This window comes from Streptomyces stoeckheimensis (assembly GCF_045822005.1).
In the GTDB taxonomy this organism is placed as follows: domain Bacteria; phylum Actinomycetota; class Actinomycetes; order Streptomycetales; family Streptomycetaceae; genus Streptomyces; species Streptomyces stoeckheimensis.
In genome coordinates, this window is the sequence record NZ_CP169550.1 from 1,489,841 (window position 1) to 1,504,966 (window position 15,126).

The following is a 15,126-nucleotide window of genomic DNA, read 5'->3' on the forward strand; positions in this document are numbered from 1 at the left end:
CCGTCTGCGGCCGACTCGTCGAGGAGGCAGGCGCTAGCGGCGCGAGTCGGCGTCGGCGTCGGCCAGTGCGTCGGTGAGGAAGCGTCCGGCGCGGTCCAGGGCCGCGTCGGCCTCGTCCAGCAGGCCCTCGAAGGCCTGGAAGACGTGGGGGACGTCCTCGGTGACGTCGAGCCGGACATCGACCCCGGCCTCGGCCGCACGGGCGGCGAACCGGGTGGAGTCGTCCAGCAGGACCTCGTTGGAACCGGCCTGGAGCAGCAGCGGGGGCAGTCCGGCCGGGTCGGCGTGGAGGGCCGGGCTCAGCAGCGGCTGGGCGGGGTCCTGTCCGGCCAGGTGGTGGGCGAAGACGGTGGCCAGCTCGGCCCGGGAGAACAACGGGTCGGCGTCGTGCTTCGTGGTCATGCTCTCGCCCGAGAGGGTGGCGTCCAGGCCCGGGGAGAAGGCGACCGCGGCGGCCGGCATCGGCAGTCCGGCCTCGCGGGCGGCGAGCAGGGTGATGATGCCGAGGGCGCCGCCGGCCGACTCCCCGGCCAGGACGATCCGCTCGGCCGGAACGCCCTGGTCCAGCAGCTCGCGGTAGGCGGCGAGGCCGTCCTCGACCGCGGCGGGGAAGGGGTGCTCGGGGGCGAGACGGTAGTCGACCGAAACGGCGCGGGCTCCGGTACGGCGCACCAGTGCGGCGGTGAGGTTCAGGGCCGTGGCGGGTGAGCCGAAGACCCATGCTCCGCCGTGGAAGTAGAGGATCGTCCCGGTGGCGGCGCCACCCTCGGGTTCGACGGTCAGGGCGGGACGCCCTCCGAGGACGGAGGGGATGACGGTCACCCCGGCCGGAGCCGGGCCCGAGGTCATCTGGGCCTCGAAGTCCTTGCGCATCCGCTCCGGCGGGAGGCTGCCGTCGAACGGGGCCTGCCGCATCAGGGCGTCGATCGTCGCGCGCTGCACCTTGCTCATGAGACCCTCCCGGTGACGCGTTGTTCTTCACCAGGAACTATATTCCTAGGAATATCATTCCCGAGAATCTGGAGCAGAGTGTGACCGACCTGGCGCAGGTGTTCATGGACCTCGTCCGCTGCGAGATCAGGCTCTACAACGCGCTGGGCGAACGACTGCGCGCCGAGCACGGTCTGACGATGGGGCAGTTCGAGTTCCTGCGCATCATCGACGGCCGGGACGACTGCCGGGTCAACGACCTGGCCGAGGAGGCCGCGATCACCGTCGGCGCGACCAGCAAGGGCGTGGATCGCCTGGAGGCCGCCGGCTGGGTGGTCCGGCGGCCCAATCCCGAGAACCGCCGCTCGTCCCTGCTGGAGCTGACCCCCGAGGGAGCCGGGCTGCTGGCCGCGGCCACGCCCACCTTCGAGGACGGCCTGCGCTCCCTGCTCGCCGAGCCCCTGACGCCCGGCGCGCTGGAGCAGCTGGCGTCCACCGTCGCCCTGCTGCGCAGGAGCCTGGAGGGCGCACCGGGAGGCACGGCCTAAGCCGTGCCTCCCGGACGCGCGTGCCGCCCGGACGCCCGGGCCCGTCCCGTACGGCTACGGGCGGAGGTAGGCGGGCAGTACCTCGGCGAGCCGCTCGTACTCCTCGGCCCGGTTGTAGATCTGCCCGCTCACCCGGATCCCGCCGCCGCCCGGCCAGGGCCAGATCAGTACCCGGATCCGCTGCTCGGCCGCGATCCGCTCGCGCAGTTCGCGGGAGGCGTCCGGGGTCTCGGCCACCCCGGGCGGCAGCCGCAGCGTGCGCAGGGCGAGGCCCTCGGTGTACGGGAGCGGGGTGATTCCGGGGATCTCCGCGAGCAGGGCCGCACCGTAGGCGGCGAGGGCGCTGTTGTGCGCCCGCACCTTGGCGGCGTCGAGTTCCTCCAGCAGGTCGAGCCCGTCCGGGGCGGCGAGCCAGCCGGTGTAGTCGTAGGTGGCGCGGTTCTCCACGGAACGCGGGAAGCCGTAGTGCGCTTCCCAGGAGGGCACCGGCGGCCGGACCCGCTCGCGATGGCGCGGGGCGACGGCCAGCAGCGCGGTACCGGACGGGGCGTAGGCCCATTTGTGGAGGTTGCCGAACCAGAAGTCGGCGCCCCCGCCCAGCGGGTCGGGAATCATCCCGGGGGCGTGGGCGCCGTCCACGATGGTGGTGACGCCCCGCTCGGCGAGTTCGGCCAGCAGCCGGGGGGAGGCGATGAGCCGGGCGGTGGGCGAGCTGATGTGGTCGAGTACGGCGACCCGGGTCCGCGGGGTGACCCCGGCCAGCACGGCTTCCCGTACGGCGTCCTCGTCGGGCAGGTCGGTGCCCAGGGCCACGGTGGTGAGCGGGGCGCGCCGGGCCGCGGCCGCGACGACCGTGCCGTAGCCGTGGTCGGTGACCAGGATCTCGTCCCCTGCGGCGAACTCCACGGCGTCGAGGGCCACGTTGGCGGCCTCGGTGGCGTTGGACACGAAGGCGATCCCGTCCCGGTCGGCGCCGAGCCGGGCGGCGATCCGGGACCGGGCCTCGACGAGCCGGTCGGGGGCGCCGATGAAGAAGGCGTCCGGGTCGGCGTGCGCCTGCGCCCGGAGGGCGGCCTGCGCCTCCTGGACGGGGACGGGCACCGCGCCGAACGACCCGTGGTTCAGGTGGCCGACGTCGGGGGAGAGCCGGAACAGCTCCCGCCCGCCCGGGAATTCGGCGGGGCGGCGTATCGACCCGCTGCGTGAGGCGGCCCCGGCCTGCCCGGTGGCGTCGTCGGGGTCGACGCGGTCGGTGCGGTCGGTCGGCTCGGCGGGCTGGGTCACGTGGGACCTCCGTGTGTGCGGCGCGGCTGTCGGGACGATCATGCCCCGCCCCCCGTCGGAGCGACAGCCCCTCCTCCGGCCATCACGGGAGCGAAGGCCCGACGGCACCGCAGGAGCAGCTCCCGTACCGCGGGACCGCGGGTGTCGCGCCAGACCAGCGAGAGCAGGGCCGGGATCTCCCCGTCCTCGATGGTCCGGGCGGTGAGCCGGTCGCGGTAGGAATCGGCCATCGAGGCGCTCAGAACGGCGACCCCGAGGCCGCGCGCCGCGAGGTCCGCCACGGCATCGGCGGCGCCGGCCTCCAGGGCGATCGCGGGCCGCAGCCCCTGTCCTGCGCAGGCCTGGTCGAGCACCGGACGCAGCCCGGTGCCCGGGGCACGCAGATGACCGGGTACCCGCCGAGGTCGCGGAGGGTGACCGGTCCGCCACGGCCAGGGGGTGCCCTGCCGGGACCGCGACGACCAGGCGCTCGCTGACGAGGGTGAGGGCCTCCAGTCCGTCGGGGGTGGTGGCGGCGGTTCCCACGAGGGCGAGGTCGACGGAGCCGGCGCGCACGGCCTGCACCAGCCGGTCGGAGTTGTCCTCCAGCAGCGCGAGCTCCACGCCGGGGTGGGCCCGGTGAAAGGCCGCGAGGGCGTCGAAGAGGGGTTCCCGCCCGGGGAGCTGACGGTGGGCCGGGAGGCCATCCGGGTCCTGTGGCAGCAGGTCCTGGAACGGCGGCCCCGGTTCGAGCCCGAGCCGCCGCTGCCCACGCTGGTCAGCGACGGGATCGCGCTGACCTCCACGCCGCCGAGCGACGGCACGGGCGCCCGCGCCCAGGTGGTCCGCCGCCAGAGCGACGGAAGCTGGCTCCGCCTCCTGGACCAGCCCGAGTTCGCCCCCGCGCGGGCCGGGCGGGATCCGCAGGAGAGGGCCTGACGAGGCAATACACCTAGGCCGCCGGGGGGCGCACGGTCTGCCGGTGCGTCGGGGTCCCGCCCAGGTCCGCGAGCCAGTCGTCCAGGTCGGCCATGTCCGGAGCGTCCAGGAGGGCCGGGTCCACCGTGGTGCGGAGCTGGTGGGGAACCCCCGAGGCGAGCAGGAGGCGCAGACTGCGCTCCGCCGAGGCGGCCGCGTGGCCGACGCCGGTGACCCGTTCGTAGCGGCCGGGCGGAGCCTTGACGTCGAAGCCGACCCAGTCCAGCAGGTCCGCGTCCAGCAGCCGGGCCAGGCGCCGGGGGAAGGCTCCCCCGGTGTGGAGGCCGACCTCCAGGCCCAGCGCGCGGGCCTCCCGTACGGCCTGGGGCAGGCCGCGCTGGAGCAGCGGTTCCCCGCCCGAGAAGACGATCCCGTCGAGCAGCCCCGTCCGCCGGGCGAGGTGGCCGAGCACCTCGTTCCAGGAGACGGCGGCGGGGGCCCGGGCGGGCAGCAGGCCGGGGTTGTGGCAGTAGCCGCACCGCCAGGGGCAGCCCTGACAGAAGACGGTGGTGACCAGCCGGCCGGGCCAGTCGCAGGTGGACAGCCGGGACCAGCCGCCGATGCGGATGACGTCGCCGGCCCCTTCGCCGGTCACACCGCCGCCTTGAAGTGGACGCGCTCGGCGTGTTCGCCCTTCTTGCCGGTGTTGAAGGAGGACACCGGGCGGTGGTAGCCCATGACCCGGGTCCAGACCTCGCACGCCGCCCCGCACGTGGGGCAATGGGGCTGCTCCCCCGCCAGGTAGCCGTGGTCCGCGCAGATGGAGAAGGTCGGGGTCACCGTCAGGTACGGGAGCCGGAAGGTCTCCAGCGAGCGGCGGACCAGCGTGCGGCAGGCCTCCGCCGTCGGGATCCGCTCGGGGGTGTACAGGTGCAGGACGGTGCCGCCCGTGTACTTGCCCTGCAGTTCGTCCTGGCGTTCCAGCGCCTCGAAGGGGTCGTCGGTCCAGCCGACGGGCAGCTGCGAGGAGTTGGTGTAGTACGGGTTGGCGTCGGTGCCGGCCTGGAGGATGCCGGGGAAGCGGGCCCGGTCCTCCTTCGCGAAGCGGTACGTCGTGCCCTCGGCGGGTGTGGCCTCCAGGTTGTACAGGTGGCCGGTGCTCTCCTGGAAGTCGACCATCCGGGCCCGGACCCGGTCCAGGAGGCGGACGGCGAGGGCGTGCCCCTCGGGATCGGTGATGTCGTACGCGTCCCCGCTGAAGTTGCGGACCATCTCGTTGACGCCGTTGACCCCGATGGTGGAGAAGTGGTTACGCAGGGTGCCCAAGTACCGCTTGGTGTAGGGGAAGAGACCGCCGTCGATCAGGTTCTGGACGGTGATCCGCTTGAGTTCGAGGCTGTCCTTGGCGAGCTCGCACAGCCGGTCCACCTCGGCCAGCAGCCGCGTCTCGTCGCCCGCGCAAAGATGCCCGAGCCGGGCGCAGTTGAGGGTGACCACGCCGAGCGAGCCGGTCTGCTCGGCGCTGCCGAAGAGGCCGTTGCCGCGCTTGACCAGCTCGGTCAGGTCGAGCTGGAGCCGGCAGCACATGGAGCGGATCATGTGGGGTTCGAGCTCGGAGTTGATGAAGTTCTGGAAGTACGGGAGCCCGTACTTGGCGGTCATCGCGAAGAGCCGCTCGGCGTTCTCGCTCTCCCAGGGGAAGTCGCGGGTGATGTTGTAGGTCGGGATGGGGAAGGTGAACACCCGCCCGGCGGCGTCGCCTTGCGTCATCACCTCGATGTACGCCCGGTTGATCATGTCCATCTCGGCCTGGAGCTCGCCGTAGGTGAAGCCGGTCTCCTCCCCCGCGACCACCGGGATCTGCGCGCGCAGGTCCTCGGGGCAGGTCCAGTCGAAGGTGAGGTTGGTGAAGGGGGTCTGGGTGCCCCAGCGCGAGGGCACCTTGAGGTTGTGCACGAGCTCCTGGATGCACTGCCTGACCTGGTCGTACGTCATCGCGTCGAGGCGGACGTACGGGGCGAGGCAGGTGTCGAAGGAGGAGAAGGCCTGGGCGCCCGCCCATTCGTTCTGCAGGGTGCCGAGGAAGTTCACGATCTGGCCGACGGCCGAGGACAGGTGCTTGGGCGGGGCGGAGTCGATCTGGCCGGGGACCCCGTTGAAGCCCTCGGTGAGCAGGGTGCGCAGGGACCAGCCGGCGCAGTAGCCGGAGAGCATGTCCAGGTCGTGGAGGTGGAGGTCGCCCTCGCGGTGGGCGCGGGCCACGGCGGCGGGATAGACCTGCTCCAGCCAGTAGTTCGCGGTGACCTTGCCCGCGGCGTTGAGAATGAGTCCGCCGAGCGAATAGCCCTGGTTGGCGTTGGCGTTCACCCGCCAGTCCCGGCGGTCCAGGTATTCGGTCACGGTCTCTACGGCATCGACGACAGCAGTCACGGCAGCCCTCCCACGAGGCTCGGCACGGAAGAATGGCGGGCTTTACCGAAAGCCCGTGCCGGCAGGTGTCGGACTCGTCCGCCGTGGCGGACGTAACCGTTGCGGGGCAGTCCCGGATTCCCACCGGGTTCCCTGTTGCCTCGGTCGGGGAGAGGCCCCGCCGAACCGGCAGAGCCAACACTACATATAGATGTGACAGCAGAGCGCCACCACTACATATGGGGTGACGAAGGTCCCGGGGCAAGGGACTTCAGCCCCTACGGACCGGCCCCGGAGCCCTGCGGACTCAGCTCCGGCCGCTGGTGGCGGCGTAGTACTGGAGGTCCTGGACCTCCACCGTCCGGTCCACCCGGTAGCGCAGCTCCACCCGGGCCCCGGCCTTGCCGCCCCGCACCACGGACGCCGCGCCGACGCCCGGACCCAGGGGCAGCAGCTCGGAGTGGACCCCGGCCGGGGCCGCGTGCGCGTCCTCGGCCGCCCCCACGGTCGTACGGATGCTCGCGGGCGCGGTCAGGAAGCTCAGCACCTCCACCGTGTCCCGGGCCGCGGCGCTGCCGCCCCGCAGGGACATCACGAGGGACTGGCCGCCGCTCGGGTCCGCGGCGGCGAACTGGGTGCGCGAGCTCAGGTACAGCGTGTCTCGGACGATTTTCGGCCAGCCGCCCGTCTTGAACCGGGTGAGGTAGTAGGAGGAAAGGTCCAGGTAGGCATGGCCGTTGTGCAGGGAGGGCGCGAACTGGCTGCCCTCGCTGTAGTCGTTCCACGTGGTGAGTTGCACCCAGTCGGCCCCGTCCTCGATGGCGCGGTTCCATGTGGCGCGCAGGGTCGCGGTGTTGCCCGCCTCGTCGTAGATGCCCTGGTTGGGGCGGGCGTCCTGGACCGATACGGGCTGCATCCAGATCTTGCCCGCGGCGTGGGCGCGCCGGACGTCGCGCGTGGAGCTCTCCTGGCCGACGTAGCTGCGACTGCCCCACTCGGAGAATCCGTAGCTGATGGGCTCGAACTCACCGCTGTGCGCGCCGAAGTCGAGGAAGAGCGGGACGAAGGCGGTGCGGATGCCGTGCCGGGACTTCAAGGCGTCCATGACCCCGGTCCACCAGGCGACGCTCTTCTCCTCCGCCTTGAACGGCGAGACGACCAGCCGGCCGTCGGGGAGCCGGTGGGCGGACGGGGCCTTGCCGAGTTCCGCGAGGAGGTCGGCGAGCACGACCGGGTCGTCGGTGCCCAGGGAGGTCATGTCCGGCATCAGCATGACCTTGAAGGCCGGATCCACCGAACGGGCGGCTTCCATCAGGAGGTTGGAGCGTTCCCGGTTCTTCCCGGTCAGGGAGAGCAGGTCGAGGGTGAATCCGTCGATGCCGGCGGCGCGGGCCGTGCGGACCTCCTGCCGGAGGTTGACGAGCTCCCAGTCCCCGGCCTGGGGCGGGACGGGCAGCGGGCGGTCGCGGAGCAGGCCGCCGTAGCGCTCGTGCTTGCCGTTCTCGCCGTCCGGCTTCAGGTAGTTGCGGGTGTAGTAGTCGGCGTCGGCGCCGACGTTGTCCAGGGAGAGCGGGTACGGGGTGAAGTAGTGGGCGAAGACCAGCTTCTTGCCGGCGGCACCGGAGCGCAGGACGGCCGGCTGCGGCATGTCGAAGGGCAGGGCCCCCGTGGGGCGCACTGCGTCGCCCGAGCCGGCCCCCTGGGCCTTCGGGTCCGGGGCCTGCCCGCCGGGACTCTGCGGGGCGCTCGCGACCGGGCCGGTGGCGACGGGGCCGGTGGCGGTCGGCACGGGGCCGATGCCGGGGGTCCCGGGCAGGGTGTCCGCCGGGCCGGGTCCGGAGCGGGCCCGCGCGTCGGCGACGGTGCGCGGCTCCCAGGCGATGCCCGTCGCGGCGCAGACGCCGACGAGGAAGAAGGCGGAAAGGAAGAGGCTCAGCAGCGGTCTTCGGCGACGGAAGCCCGCACGGCGCCGGTGCGACGCGGGTCTCGCGCCCCGCCCTGCCCGATGCCGGTCCGCACTCATCCTGACCCCTCCCCCGTATGTGCCGCGCCATGCCCGTACATCGGGCGGCACAGCAGCAGTACAGCGGATTCCGGGCCCCCGGACAACCGTTCCCCGGGGGGCTGGGCCGCGGGAATGGACAAAGCCGCGTCGGGTGTACATCTCCTGCGATCATCGGGCGCCACGGGCTTTTCGCCGGAATAGGGAATTCCCCTGGCCATCCGATAGAACTGGCGCATAATCATCTGCATGCGGCTTGAAACAACACTCTTGCCGCAGCTGGTCACGCATGCAGGGGGGCATCGTGCCGATGAGGGATTCCAGAGGAGCCGGTACGTTCCCGGTGGCCTCCGCGGAGCTGTCCCGTCTTTTCACCGCCGTGCGGCGGGGCAAAGTGCTGACCGTCACCGGACGGTCCCGCGAGCCCCGGAGCCAATTGGTGCGGGAGATAGGGCAACGGCTCTCGTCCAATTTCTACGACGGCGTGGCCGTGGTGTCCATGGACCGCGTATTCGGGGTCCGCGACCTGACGGCCTCGCTGGGTTGCGTACCGGGCATGCCGTTCCTGCCGTGCGGGACGACGAACGCGGCGTCGTGGCTGGCGGAGCGCGACATGCTGCTCGTCCTCGACGGCTGCGAGCACCTCGCGTCCGAGGCCCTGGAGTGGCTGCGCGAGCTGCTCGCCGCGGCTCCCGGGCTGCGGGTGCTGGCCGCCGGGCCCGACCCGCTGGCCTTCGCTCCGGATCAGGTGCACCGGCTCTGACCGGACGCACGAACGGGTCCGCCCCGGCCGGCGATTGCCGACCGGGGCGGACCCGTGGATGCGGTGGACCTCAGTCCTGAGGGACCTCAGCCCTGGCTGACCTCAGTCCCGAGGGACCTCAGCCGAGGAGCGCGAGCGCCGCGTTCAGCGTCGCGGACGGCCGCATGATCGCCGAGGCCTTGGCGGCGTCGGGCTGGTAGTAGCCGCCGATCTCCGCTGGGGCGCCCTGGACGGCGATGAGCTCGCCGACGATCTTCTCCTCGGACTCGGCCAGCGTCTTGGCCAGCGGGTCGAAGGCGGCGGCCAGCTTCGGGTCCTCGGTCTGGCGCGACAGCTCCTGCGCCCAGTACAGGGCGAGGTAGAAGTGGCTGCCGCGGTTGTCGATGCCGCCCAGCTTGCGGCTCGGCGACTTGTCCTCGTTGAGGAAGGTGCCGGTCGCCCGGTCCAGGGTGTCGGCCAGCACCTGGGCGCGGGCGTTGCCGGTGGTGGTGGCGAGGTGCTCGAAGGAGACGGCCAGCGCGAGGAACTCGCCGAGGGAGTCCCAGCGGAGGTAGTTCTCCTTGACGAGCTGCTGGACGTGCTTCGGGGCGGAGCCGCCGGCGCCGGTCTCGAAGAGGCCGCCGCCGTTCATCAGCGGGACGACCGACAGCATCTTGGCGCTGGTGCCCAGCTCCAGGATCGGGAACAGGTCGGTCAGGTAGTCGCGCAGCACGTTGCCGGTCACCGAGATGGTGTCCTCGCCGCGGCGGATGCGCTCCAGGGAGTACGCGGTGGCCTCGACCGGGGACAGGATCTTGATGGTCAGACCGTCGGTGTCGTGGTCGGCGAGGTACGTCTTCACCTTGGCGATCAGCTGCGCGTCGTGCGCGCGGCCCTCGTCGAGCCAGAAGACGGCCGGGACGCCGGTGGCGCGGGCACGGGTGACGGCGAGCTTGACCCAGTCCTGGATCGGCGCGTCCTTGGTCTGGCAGGCGCGGAAGATGTCGCCGGCGGCGACCTCCTGCTCGATGACCGTGGCGCCCGAGGCGGCGTCGACGACGCGGACGGTGCCGGCGGCGGCCAGCTCGAAGGTCTTGTCGTGGCTGCCGTACTCCTCGGCCTTCTGGGCCATGAGGCCGACGTTCGGCACCGAGCCCATCGTGGACGGGTCGTACGCGCCGTGCGCGCGGCAGTCGTCGATGACGACCTGGTAGACACCGGCGTAGCTGCTGTCCGGGAGGACGGCGAGCGTGTCGGCCTCGGCGCCGTCCGGGCCCCACATGTGGCCGGAGGTGCGGATCATGGCCGGCATCGAGGCGTCGACGATGACGTCGGACGGGACGTGCAGGTTGGTGATGCCCTTGTCGGAGTCCACCATCGCGAGGGCCGGGCCCTCGGCGATCTCGGCGTCGAAGGAGGCCTTGATCGCGTCGGCGTCGGGCAGCGCGCCCAGGCCCTTCAGGATGGTGCCGAGGCCGTCGTTCGGGGACAGGCCGGCGGCCGCCAGGGTCTCGCCGTAGCGGGCGAAGGTCTTCGGGAAGAAGGCGCGGACCACGTGGCCGAAGATGATCGGGTCGGAGACCTTCATCATCGTGGCCTTGAGGTGCACGGAGAACAGGACGCCCTCGGCCTTGGCACGCTCGATCTGGTCGTTGAGGAAGGTGCGCAGCGCGTCGACGTGCAGCACGGACGCGTCCACGACCTCGCCGGCGAGCACCGGTACGGAGTCGCGCAGCACCGTGACGGCGCCGTCGGCGTCGACGTGCTCGATGCGCAGCGTGCCGGCCTCGGCGATCACGGCGGACTTCTCGGTGGAGCGGAAGTCGTTCTCGCCCATGGTGGCGACGTTCGTCTTCGACTCGGTGGTCCAGGCGCCCATGCGGTGCGGGTGCGCCTTGGCGTAGTTCTTGACCGAGGCGGGGGCGCGGCGGTCGGAGTTGCCCTCGCGCAGGACCGGGTTGACGGCGCTGCCCTTGATCTTGTCGTAACGGGCGCGGTTCTCGCGCTCCTCGTCGCTCTTCGGGTCGTCCGGGTAGTCCGGAAGCGCGTAGCCCTGGCCCTGGAGCTCGGCTACCGCGGCCTTGAGCTGCGGGATCGACGCCGAGACGTTGGGCAGCTTGATGATGTTGGCCTCGGGCGTCTTCGCCAGTTCGCCGAGCTCGGCGAGGGCGTCCGCGATCCGCTGGCCCTCTTCCAGGTACTCGGGGAAGCTGGCGATGATCCGACCTGCCAGGGAGATGTCACGGGTCTCGACATTCACACCGGCCGTCGACGCGTACGCCTGGATCACAGGCAGGAAGGAATACGTCGCGAGGGCCGGGGCCTCGTCAGTGTGCGTGTAGATGATGGTCGAGTCAGTCACCGGATGCTCCGCTCCACAGTCTGCGTCTCTCGTCTGCAACATTGCTCGACATCAAGATATCTCGTGATCGGGCCTGTCTGGACAGCCCCCCGGCGCAAGCCCGTGCGAGACGCGCGTCACTCCCGGTGTCCGGGACCCGCCCCCGGGCCGCCCCGGCCGCCCGGAAACGCCGAGAGCGCCGCCACCGGCTGCTTTCAGCCAGTGACGACGCTCGGGCACTACCGGTTACGGGCCTGCTCAGGCGTGGACGGCCTTCGGGCTCGGGCCGTACTGGTTCGGGTTCGGCTGGCCCTCGGTGGCCATCAGGACGATCACCCAGATCCAGCCGACGAGCGGGATGAAGCCGACGAGGATCCACCAGCCGGACTTGCCCTGGTCGTGCAGGCGGCGGATGCTGACGCCCAGGCTCGGGAGGAACGTGGCCAGCGCGTAGAGCGCGTAGAGCAGCGGCGTGGTGCCGGCGAGCGCGTCGATGATGGACACGATGATCAGGGCCGCGATGTCGAAGAGGAGGAACATCCAGTATTCCTGGCGGCGGGCGCGGCCGGAGAAGACGGCGTACTTCTTCAGAACGTCGATGTAGTAGTGCATGAGTCCCCCCAAGAGACGGGTCGTGGGCCGGTCCTGATGGAGCGAGCCGGGGCAGAACTTATGCCCCGCTTACGTCGCGGTCAAGCCAGTTGGCAAGGCACCAAAAGCGTTACTTTTCGCCGCTCGGCTGCTTAAACACCCTGGTACCGGGCGCAACTTGAGACCCCCTGCCCCCATCCGCTCACCGCCCGTGACGAAATGGGGTGACGGAAGTCTTACGGAGGGGCGTGGGAGCCTCCTCCGCGTCCCGGTAGTCCGTAACGTCCCGGTCATGCGCGTACTCGTCACCGGCGGATCCGGGTTCATCGGCTCCCACATCGTTACCACTCTGCGTCTTCGCGGCCACGATCCCCTCGTCCTGGACCTCGTCCCCCCGGCGGACGGCGCCGAGTTCGTGCGGGCGGACGTCCGCGACCCCGAGGCCGTACGCCGGGCCCTGCGCGGGGTGGACTCCGTCTGCCACCAGGCCGCGATGGTCGGCCTCGGCAAGGACTTCGCGGACGCCCCGGCGTACGTCTCCCACAACGACCTCGGCACGGCGGTGCTGCTCGCCGCGATGGCGGAGGGCGGGGTCCGGAGCCTGGTCCTCGCCGGGTCGATGGTGGTCTACGGCGAGGGCCGGTACGAGTGCCCGCGCCACGGCGTCGTGCGCCCGGGCCCGCGCCGCGTGGCGGACCTGGCCGCCGGCCGCTTCGAACCGCACTGCCCCGTCTGCGACTCGGAGCTGACGCCCGGGCTGGTGGCCGAGGACGCCCCGACGGATCCGCGCAACGTGTACGCGACCACGAAGCTGGCCCAGGAACACCTGGCGGCCTCCTGGGCGCGCTGTGTGGACGGCCGGGCGGTGTCGCTGCGCTACCACAACGTGTACGGGCCGGGGATGCCGCGCGACACCCCGTACGCGGGCGTGGCCTCCTTCTTCCGCTCCTCGCTGGCGCGGGGCGAGGCCCCGCAGGTGTACGAGGACGGCGGCCAGCGGCGGGACTTCGTGCACGTGACGGACGTCGCGCAGGCCAACGCCCTGGCCCTGGAGGCCCCGACGCCGCAGGGCGTGTGCACCGCCTACAACACCGGCAGCGGAACCCCGCACACGGTCGGCGACATGGCCACCGAGCTGGCCGCGGCCCACGGCGGCCCCGACCCCGTGGTCACCGGCGCGTTCCGGCTCGGCGACGTCCGCCACATCACGGCCGACTCCCGGCGCCTGCGCACGGAGCTGGGCTGGCGCCCGGGCGTCGACTTCGCGGCAGGCATGACGGACTTCGCGCGGGCCGCCCAACGCCCCTCCACCTGACCGGGCGTCCGCAGGCAAAATCAGCCCCTCCGGCGTTTGAGGAGCGGGGGTCCGGGGACCGGGCCCCCGGCAACGGCGCCGCACCCGCCCACGACGCGGAGCGCCACCGGCCCCGGCCGGCCTCAGGCCGGCAGCGGCAAGGTCACCTCGAACCGGCACCCTCCGGGAACGTTCCGCACCGCCGCCCGCCCCGCGTGCGCCTCCACGATCCCCCGTACGATCGCCAGCCCCAGCCCCGCCCCGGCCGGAGGCGCCGGCACCGAGGCCACGCCCGCCGGCGCCACCCCGGACGGAGGCGTCCGCGCCTGGGAGCCCCGCCAGCCCGTGTCGAAGACCCTCGGCAGGTCCTCCGCCGGAATCCCCCCACAGCCGTCCGTCACGGACACCACCACCGCGTCCCCGGCCGCCCGAACCGACGCCGCGATCGCCACCGTGCCGTCCGCGGGCGTGTGCCGGATCGCGTTGATCAGCAGGTTGGCCAGGACCCGCGTCATCTCCTTGCCGTCCACCTCCACCGGCACCCGGTCCACCGCTCCGCCGTCGAGCCGCACCCCGCGCTCCCGCGCCAGCGGGTGCACCCCGGACAGCGCATCGCCGACCAGGTCGTACACGGACATCCGGCTCGGGCTCAGCGCCAGCGCCCCCGCGTGGATGCGGGACAGTTCGAAGAGGTCCCCGACCATGGAGTTCAGCCGGTCCACCTCGGTGCGGATCTGCCGGTGGTAGCGCGCCGGATCCTCCGCCATGCCGTCCTCCAGCGCCTCGGACATCGCCCGCAGACCCGCCAGCGGGGTCCGCAGATCGTGCGAGATCCAGGCCACCAGCTCCCGCCGCGAGGTCTCGAGCGCACGCTCCCGCTCCCGGGAGACCGCCAGCTTCTCGCTGGTCGCCGCCAACTCCCGTGACAGCGAGGCCAGTTCCGCCGTCGCCAGTCCCGGCGGCGCCGCGAAGCTGCCGCCGTCACCGAAGTCCCGTGCGGCCAGCGACAGTTCCCGGCTGCGGGCCACCACCCACCGCCCCAGCAGCAGGGCCACGGCCAGGGAGACCACCGCCGCCATCGCCACTACCAGGGTGACCACCCCGAGGTCGTGCCGGGAGAGGAACATCGCCTGGGCCACGGCGAGCGTCCCGGCCAGCATCGCGGTCACCGTCACGGCGGCGATCACCGTCAGGGACACCGCGACCGACCGGTGCCGCACCAGCCGCAGCACGAGCGCGCCGAGCGCCCCCGCGCACACGGCCCCGCCGAACGCGAACAGCGCGATGAGCAGGATGTCCTTCATGCCGCGGCCCCCTCGTGCGGCCCTTCCGGTTCGAAGCGGTAGCCGACGCCCCAGACCGTCTGGATCAGCTTCGGCCGCCCCGGGTCCTCCTCGACCTTGGCGCGCAGGCGGCGTACGTGCACCGTCACCGTCGACAGGTCGCCGAAGTCCCAGCCCCACACCTCGCGCATCAGCTCCTCCCGTCCGTGCGCCTGCCCGGGGTGCCGGAGGAAGTGCGCGAGCAGGTCGAACTCCCGGACCGTGAGCGAGAGTTCGCGCCCGTCCTTGGCGGCCCGGTGGGTGGTCGGATCGAGTGTGATCCCGGCGGCCGTGAGCCGGGCCCCTCCCCCGCCGGAGACCGAGGCCGTCGCGGCTCCGGCCGCCGCGGCGCGCCGCAGCACGGAGGAGACCCGCAGGACCAGCTCGCGCGGACTGAACGGTTTCGTGACGTAGTCGTCGGCGCCCCGTTCCAGTCCCGCGATCCGGTCGTCCTCGTCGCCCCGCGCGGTCAGCATGATCACGGGCACCGGGCCCGCCGCGCGGAGCCTGCGGCACACCTCCAGCCCGTCCAGACCCGGCAGCATGAGGTCCAGTACGACCAGGTCCGGCCGGAACGCAGCGGCGCGGGCGAGCGCCGCCGGGCCGTCCGCGACGCTCTCCACCGCGTAGCCGGCGCGCCTCAGGTAGCCGGTGACGACCTCCGCCACCGTCGGGTCGTCGTCGACGACCAGGATCCGCGCGGGCACCGGCTCCGCCATGCCACCGCCACCGCCACTCTTACTGCTGCTGCCGCCGCTCACGCCGT

The 15,126-nt window shown here is 72.4% G+C and carries 14 protein-coding genes, 1 pseudogene and 1 riboswitch; of the genes and pseudogenes, 4 read left to right on the plus strand and 11 right to left on the minus strand.

All coding sequences use genetic code 11. From position 1 onward, the window contains the following. Positions 1–33: 33 nt before the first annotated feature. The gene (locus tag ACE1OC_RS07035; RefSeq protein ID WP_407836254.1) at positions 34–951 is read right to left on the minus strand and encodes an alpha/beta hydrolase; all 918 of its coding nucleotides are present in this window, start codon (positions 949–951) and stop codon (positions 34–36) included. Positions 952–1,031: 80 nt separating this feature from the next. On the opposite strand from ACE1OC_RS07035, the gene ACE1OC_RS07040 reads away from it, so the two are divergent. Then, a complete protein-coding gene (locus ACE1OC_RS07040) occupies positions 1,032–1,478 on the plus strand; it encodes a MarR family winged helix-turn-helix transcriptional regulator (protein ID WP_407836255.1) in 447 nt (148 codons plus the stop codon). Between the two features lie 54 nt (positions 1,479–1,532). Here the strand turns inward: ACE1OC_RS07040 and ACE1OC_RS07045 are convergent, their stop codons facing one another. From ACE1OC_RS07045 to ACE1OC_RS07055, 3 genes and pseudogenes are all read right to left on the minus strand, one after another. Continuing rightward, positions 1,533–2,762, minus strand: a complete 1,230-nt coding sequence (locus ACE1OC_RS07045; RefSeq protein WP_407841493.1) for an aminotransferase class V-fold PLP-dependent enzyme — start codon at positions 2,760–2,762, stop codon at positions 1,533–1,535. A gap of 38 nt (positions 2,763–2,800) precedes the next feature. After that, on the minus strand, positions 2,801–3,115 hold the full coding sequence (locus ACE1OC_RS07050) for a LysR substrate-binding domain-containing protein (protein ID WP_407841494.1): 315 nt from the start codon (positions 3,113–3,115) through the stop codon (positions 2,801–2,803). 130 nt (positions 3,116–3,245) lie between these two features. Further along, positions 3,246–3,365: pseudogene (locus ACE1OC_RS07055) on the minus strand (LysR family transcriptional regulator); the annotation flags it as partial. Between ACE1OC_RS07055 and ACE1OC_RS07060 the strand changes: the two are divergent. Then, positions 3,321–3,680 (plus strand): YybH family protein, encoded by a 360-nt coding sequence (locus ACE1OC_RS07060; RefSeq protein ID WP_407841495.1) that lies wholly within the window; start codon positions 3,321–3,323, stop codon positions 3,678–3,680. The pseudogene ACE1OC_RS07055 and the gene ACE1OC_RS07060 overlap by 45 nt on opposite strands. A 13-nt stretch (positions 3,681–3,693) precedes the next feature. Here ACE1OC_RS07060 and ACE1OC_RS07065 read toward each other — a convergent pair whose 3' ends face one another. The 3 genes from ACE1OC_RS07065 to ACE1OC_RS07075 form a co-directional block, all read right to left on the minus strand. Continuing rightward, positions 3,694–4,314, minus strand: a complete 621-nt coding sequence (locus ACE1OC_RS07065; protein WP_407836256.1) for an anaerobic ribonucleoside-triphosphate reductase activating protein — start codon at positions 4,312–4,314, stop codon at positions 3,694–3,696. Further along, entirely contained in the window at positions 4,311–6,089 is a 1,779-nt protein-coding gene (locus ACE1OC_RS07070) for a ribonucleoside triphosphate reductase (protein ID WP_407836257.1), read from the minus strand. Before ACE1OC_RS07070 ends, ACE1OC_RS07065 begins: the two co-directional genes overlap by 4 nt. A 42-nt stretch (positions 6,090–6,131) precedes the next feature. Beyond that, positions 6,132–6,274, minus strand: a riboswitch (cobalamin riboswitch). A gap of 101 nt (positions 6,275–6,375) precedes the next feature. Next, the gene (locus tag ACE1OC_RS07075) at positions 6,376–8,091 is read right to left on the minus strand and encodes a glycoside hydrolase family 71 protein (protein WP_407836258.1); all 1,716 of its coding nucleotides are present in this window, start codon (positions 8,089–8,091) and stop codon (positions 6,376–6,378) included. Between the two features lie 289 nt (positions 8,092–8,380). Between ACE1OC_RS07075 and ACE1OC_RS07080 the strand changes: the two genes are divergently transcribed. Then, positions 8,381–8,833, plus strand: coding sequence for a hypothetical protein (locus ACE1OC_RS07080; protein WP_407836259.1), 453 nt, complete (start codon positions 8,381–8,383; stop codon positions 8,831–8,833). Between the two features lie 118 nt (positions 8,834–8,951). Here ACE1OC_RS07080 and ACE1OC_RS07085 read toward each other — a convergent pair whose 3' ends face one another. Beyond that, complete coding sequence (locus ACE1OC_RS07085; RefSeq protein WP_407836260.1) at positions 8,952–11,174, minus strand: NADP-dependent isocitrate dehydrogenase; 2,223 nt, start codon at positions 11,172–11,174, stop codon at positions 8,952–8,954. Between the two features lie 237 nt (positions 11,175–11,411). Then, complete coding sequence (locus tag ACE1OC_RS07090; protein ID WP_407841496.1) at positions 11,412–11,765, minus strand: DUF805 domain-containing protein; 354 nt, start codon at positions 11,763–11,765, stop codon at positions 11,412–11,414. Between the two features lie 271 nt (positions 11,766–12,036). Between ACE1OC_RS07090 and ACE1OC_RS07095 the strand changes: the two genes are divergently transcribed. Beyond that, positions 12,037–13,059 carry an NAD-dependent epimerase/dehydratase family protein gene (locus tag ACE1OC_RS07095; RefSeq protein ID WP_407836261.1) on the plus strand — a complete coding sequence of 341 codons (1,023 nt, stop codon included), beginning with the start codon at positions 12,037–12,039 and terminating at the stop codon, positions 13,057–13,059. Between the two features lie 122 nt (positions 13,060–13,181). Here ACE1OC_RS07095 and ACE1OC_RS07100 read toward each other — a convergent pair whose 3' ends face one another. Further along, on the minus strand, positions 13,182–14,342 hold the full coding sequence (locus ACE1OC_RS07100; RefSeq protein WP_407836262.1) for a sensor histidine kinase: 1,161 nt from the start codon (positions 14,340–14,342) through the stop codon (positions 13,182–13,184). Next, on the minus strand, positions 14,339–15,079 hold the full coding sequence (locus ACE1OC_RS07105) for a response regulator (RefSeq protein ID WP_407841497.1): 741 nt from the start codon (positions 15,077–15,079) through the stop codon (positions 14,339–14,341). The genes ACE1OC_RS07100 and ACE1OC_RS07105 overlap by 4 nt, the downstream gene beginning before the upstream one ends. Between the last annotated feature and the right edge of the window lie 47 nt (positions 15,080–15,126).

Excerpts from the sequence above, each read along its gene's own strand:
- ACE1OC_RS07035 (WP_407836254.1), bottom strand. The coding sequence starts at position 951 with ATGAGCAAGGTGCAGCGCGCGACGATCGACGCCCTGATGCGGCAGGCC.
- ACE1OC_RS07075 (WP_407836258.1), bottom strand. The coding sequence starts at position 8,091 with ATGAGTGCGGACCGGCATCGGGCAGGGCGGGGCGCGAGACCCGCGTCG.
- ACE1OC_RS07080 (WP_407836259.1), top strand. The coding sequence starts at position 8,381 with ATGAGGGATTCCAGAGGAGCCGGTACGTTCCCGGTGGCCTCCGCGGAG.
- ACE1OC_RS07090 (WP_407841496.1), bottom strand. The coding sequence starts at position 11,765 with ATGCACTACTACATCGACGTTCTGAAGAAGTACGCCGTCTTCTCCGGC.
- ACE1OC_RS07095 (WP_407836261.1), top strand. The coding sequence starts at position 12,037 with ATGCGCGTACTCGTCACCGGCGGATCCGGGTTCATCGGCTCCCACATC.
- ACE1OC_RS07100 (WP_407836262.1), bottom strand. The coding sequence starts at position 14,342 with ATGAAGGACATCCTGCTCATCGCGCTGTTCGCGTTCGGCGGGGCCGTG.
- ACE1OC_RS07105 (WP_407841497.1), bottom strand. The coding sequence starts at position 15,079 with ATGGCGGAGCCGGTGCCCGCGCGGATCCTGGTCGTCGACGACGACCCG.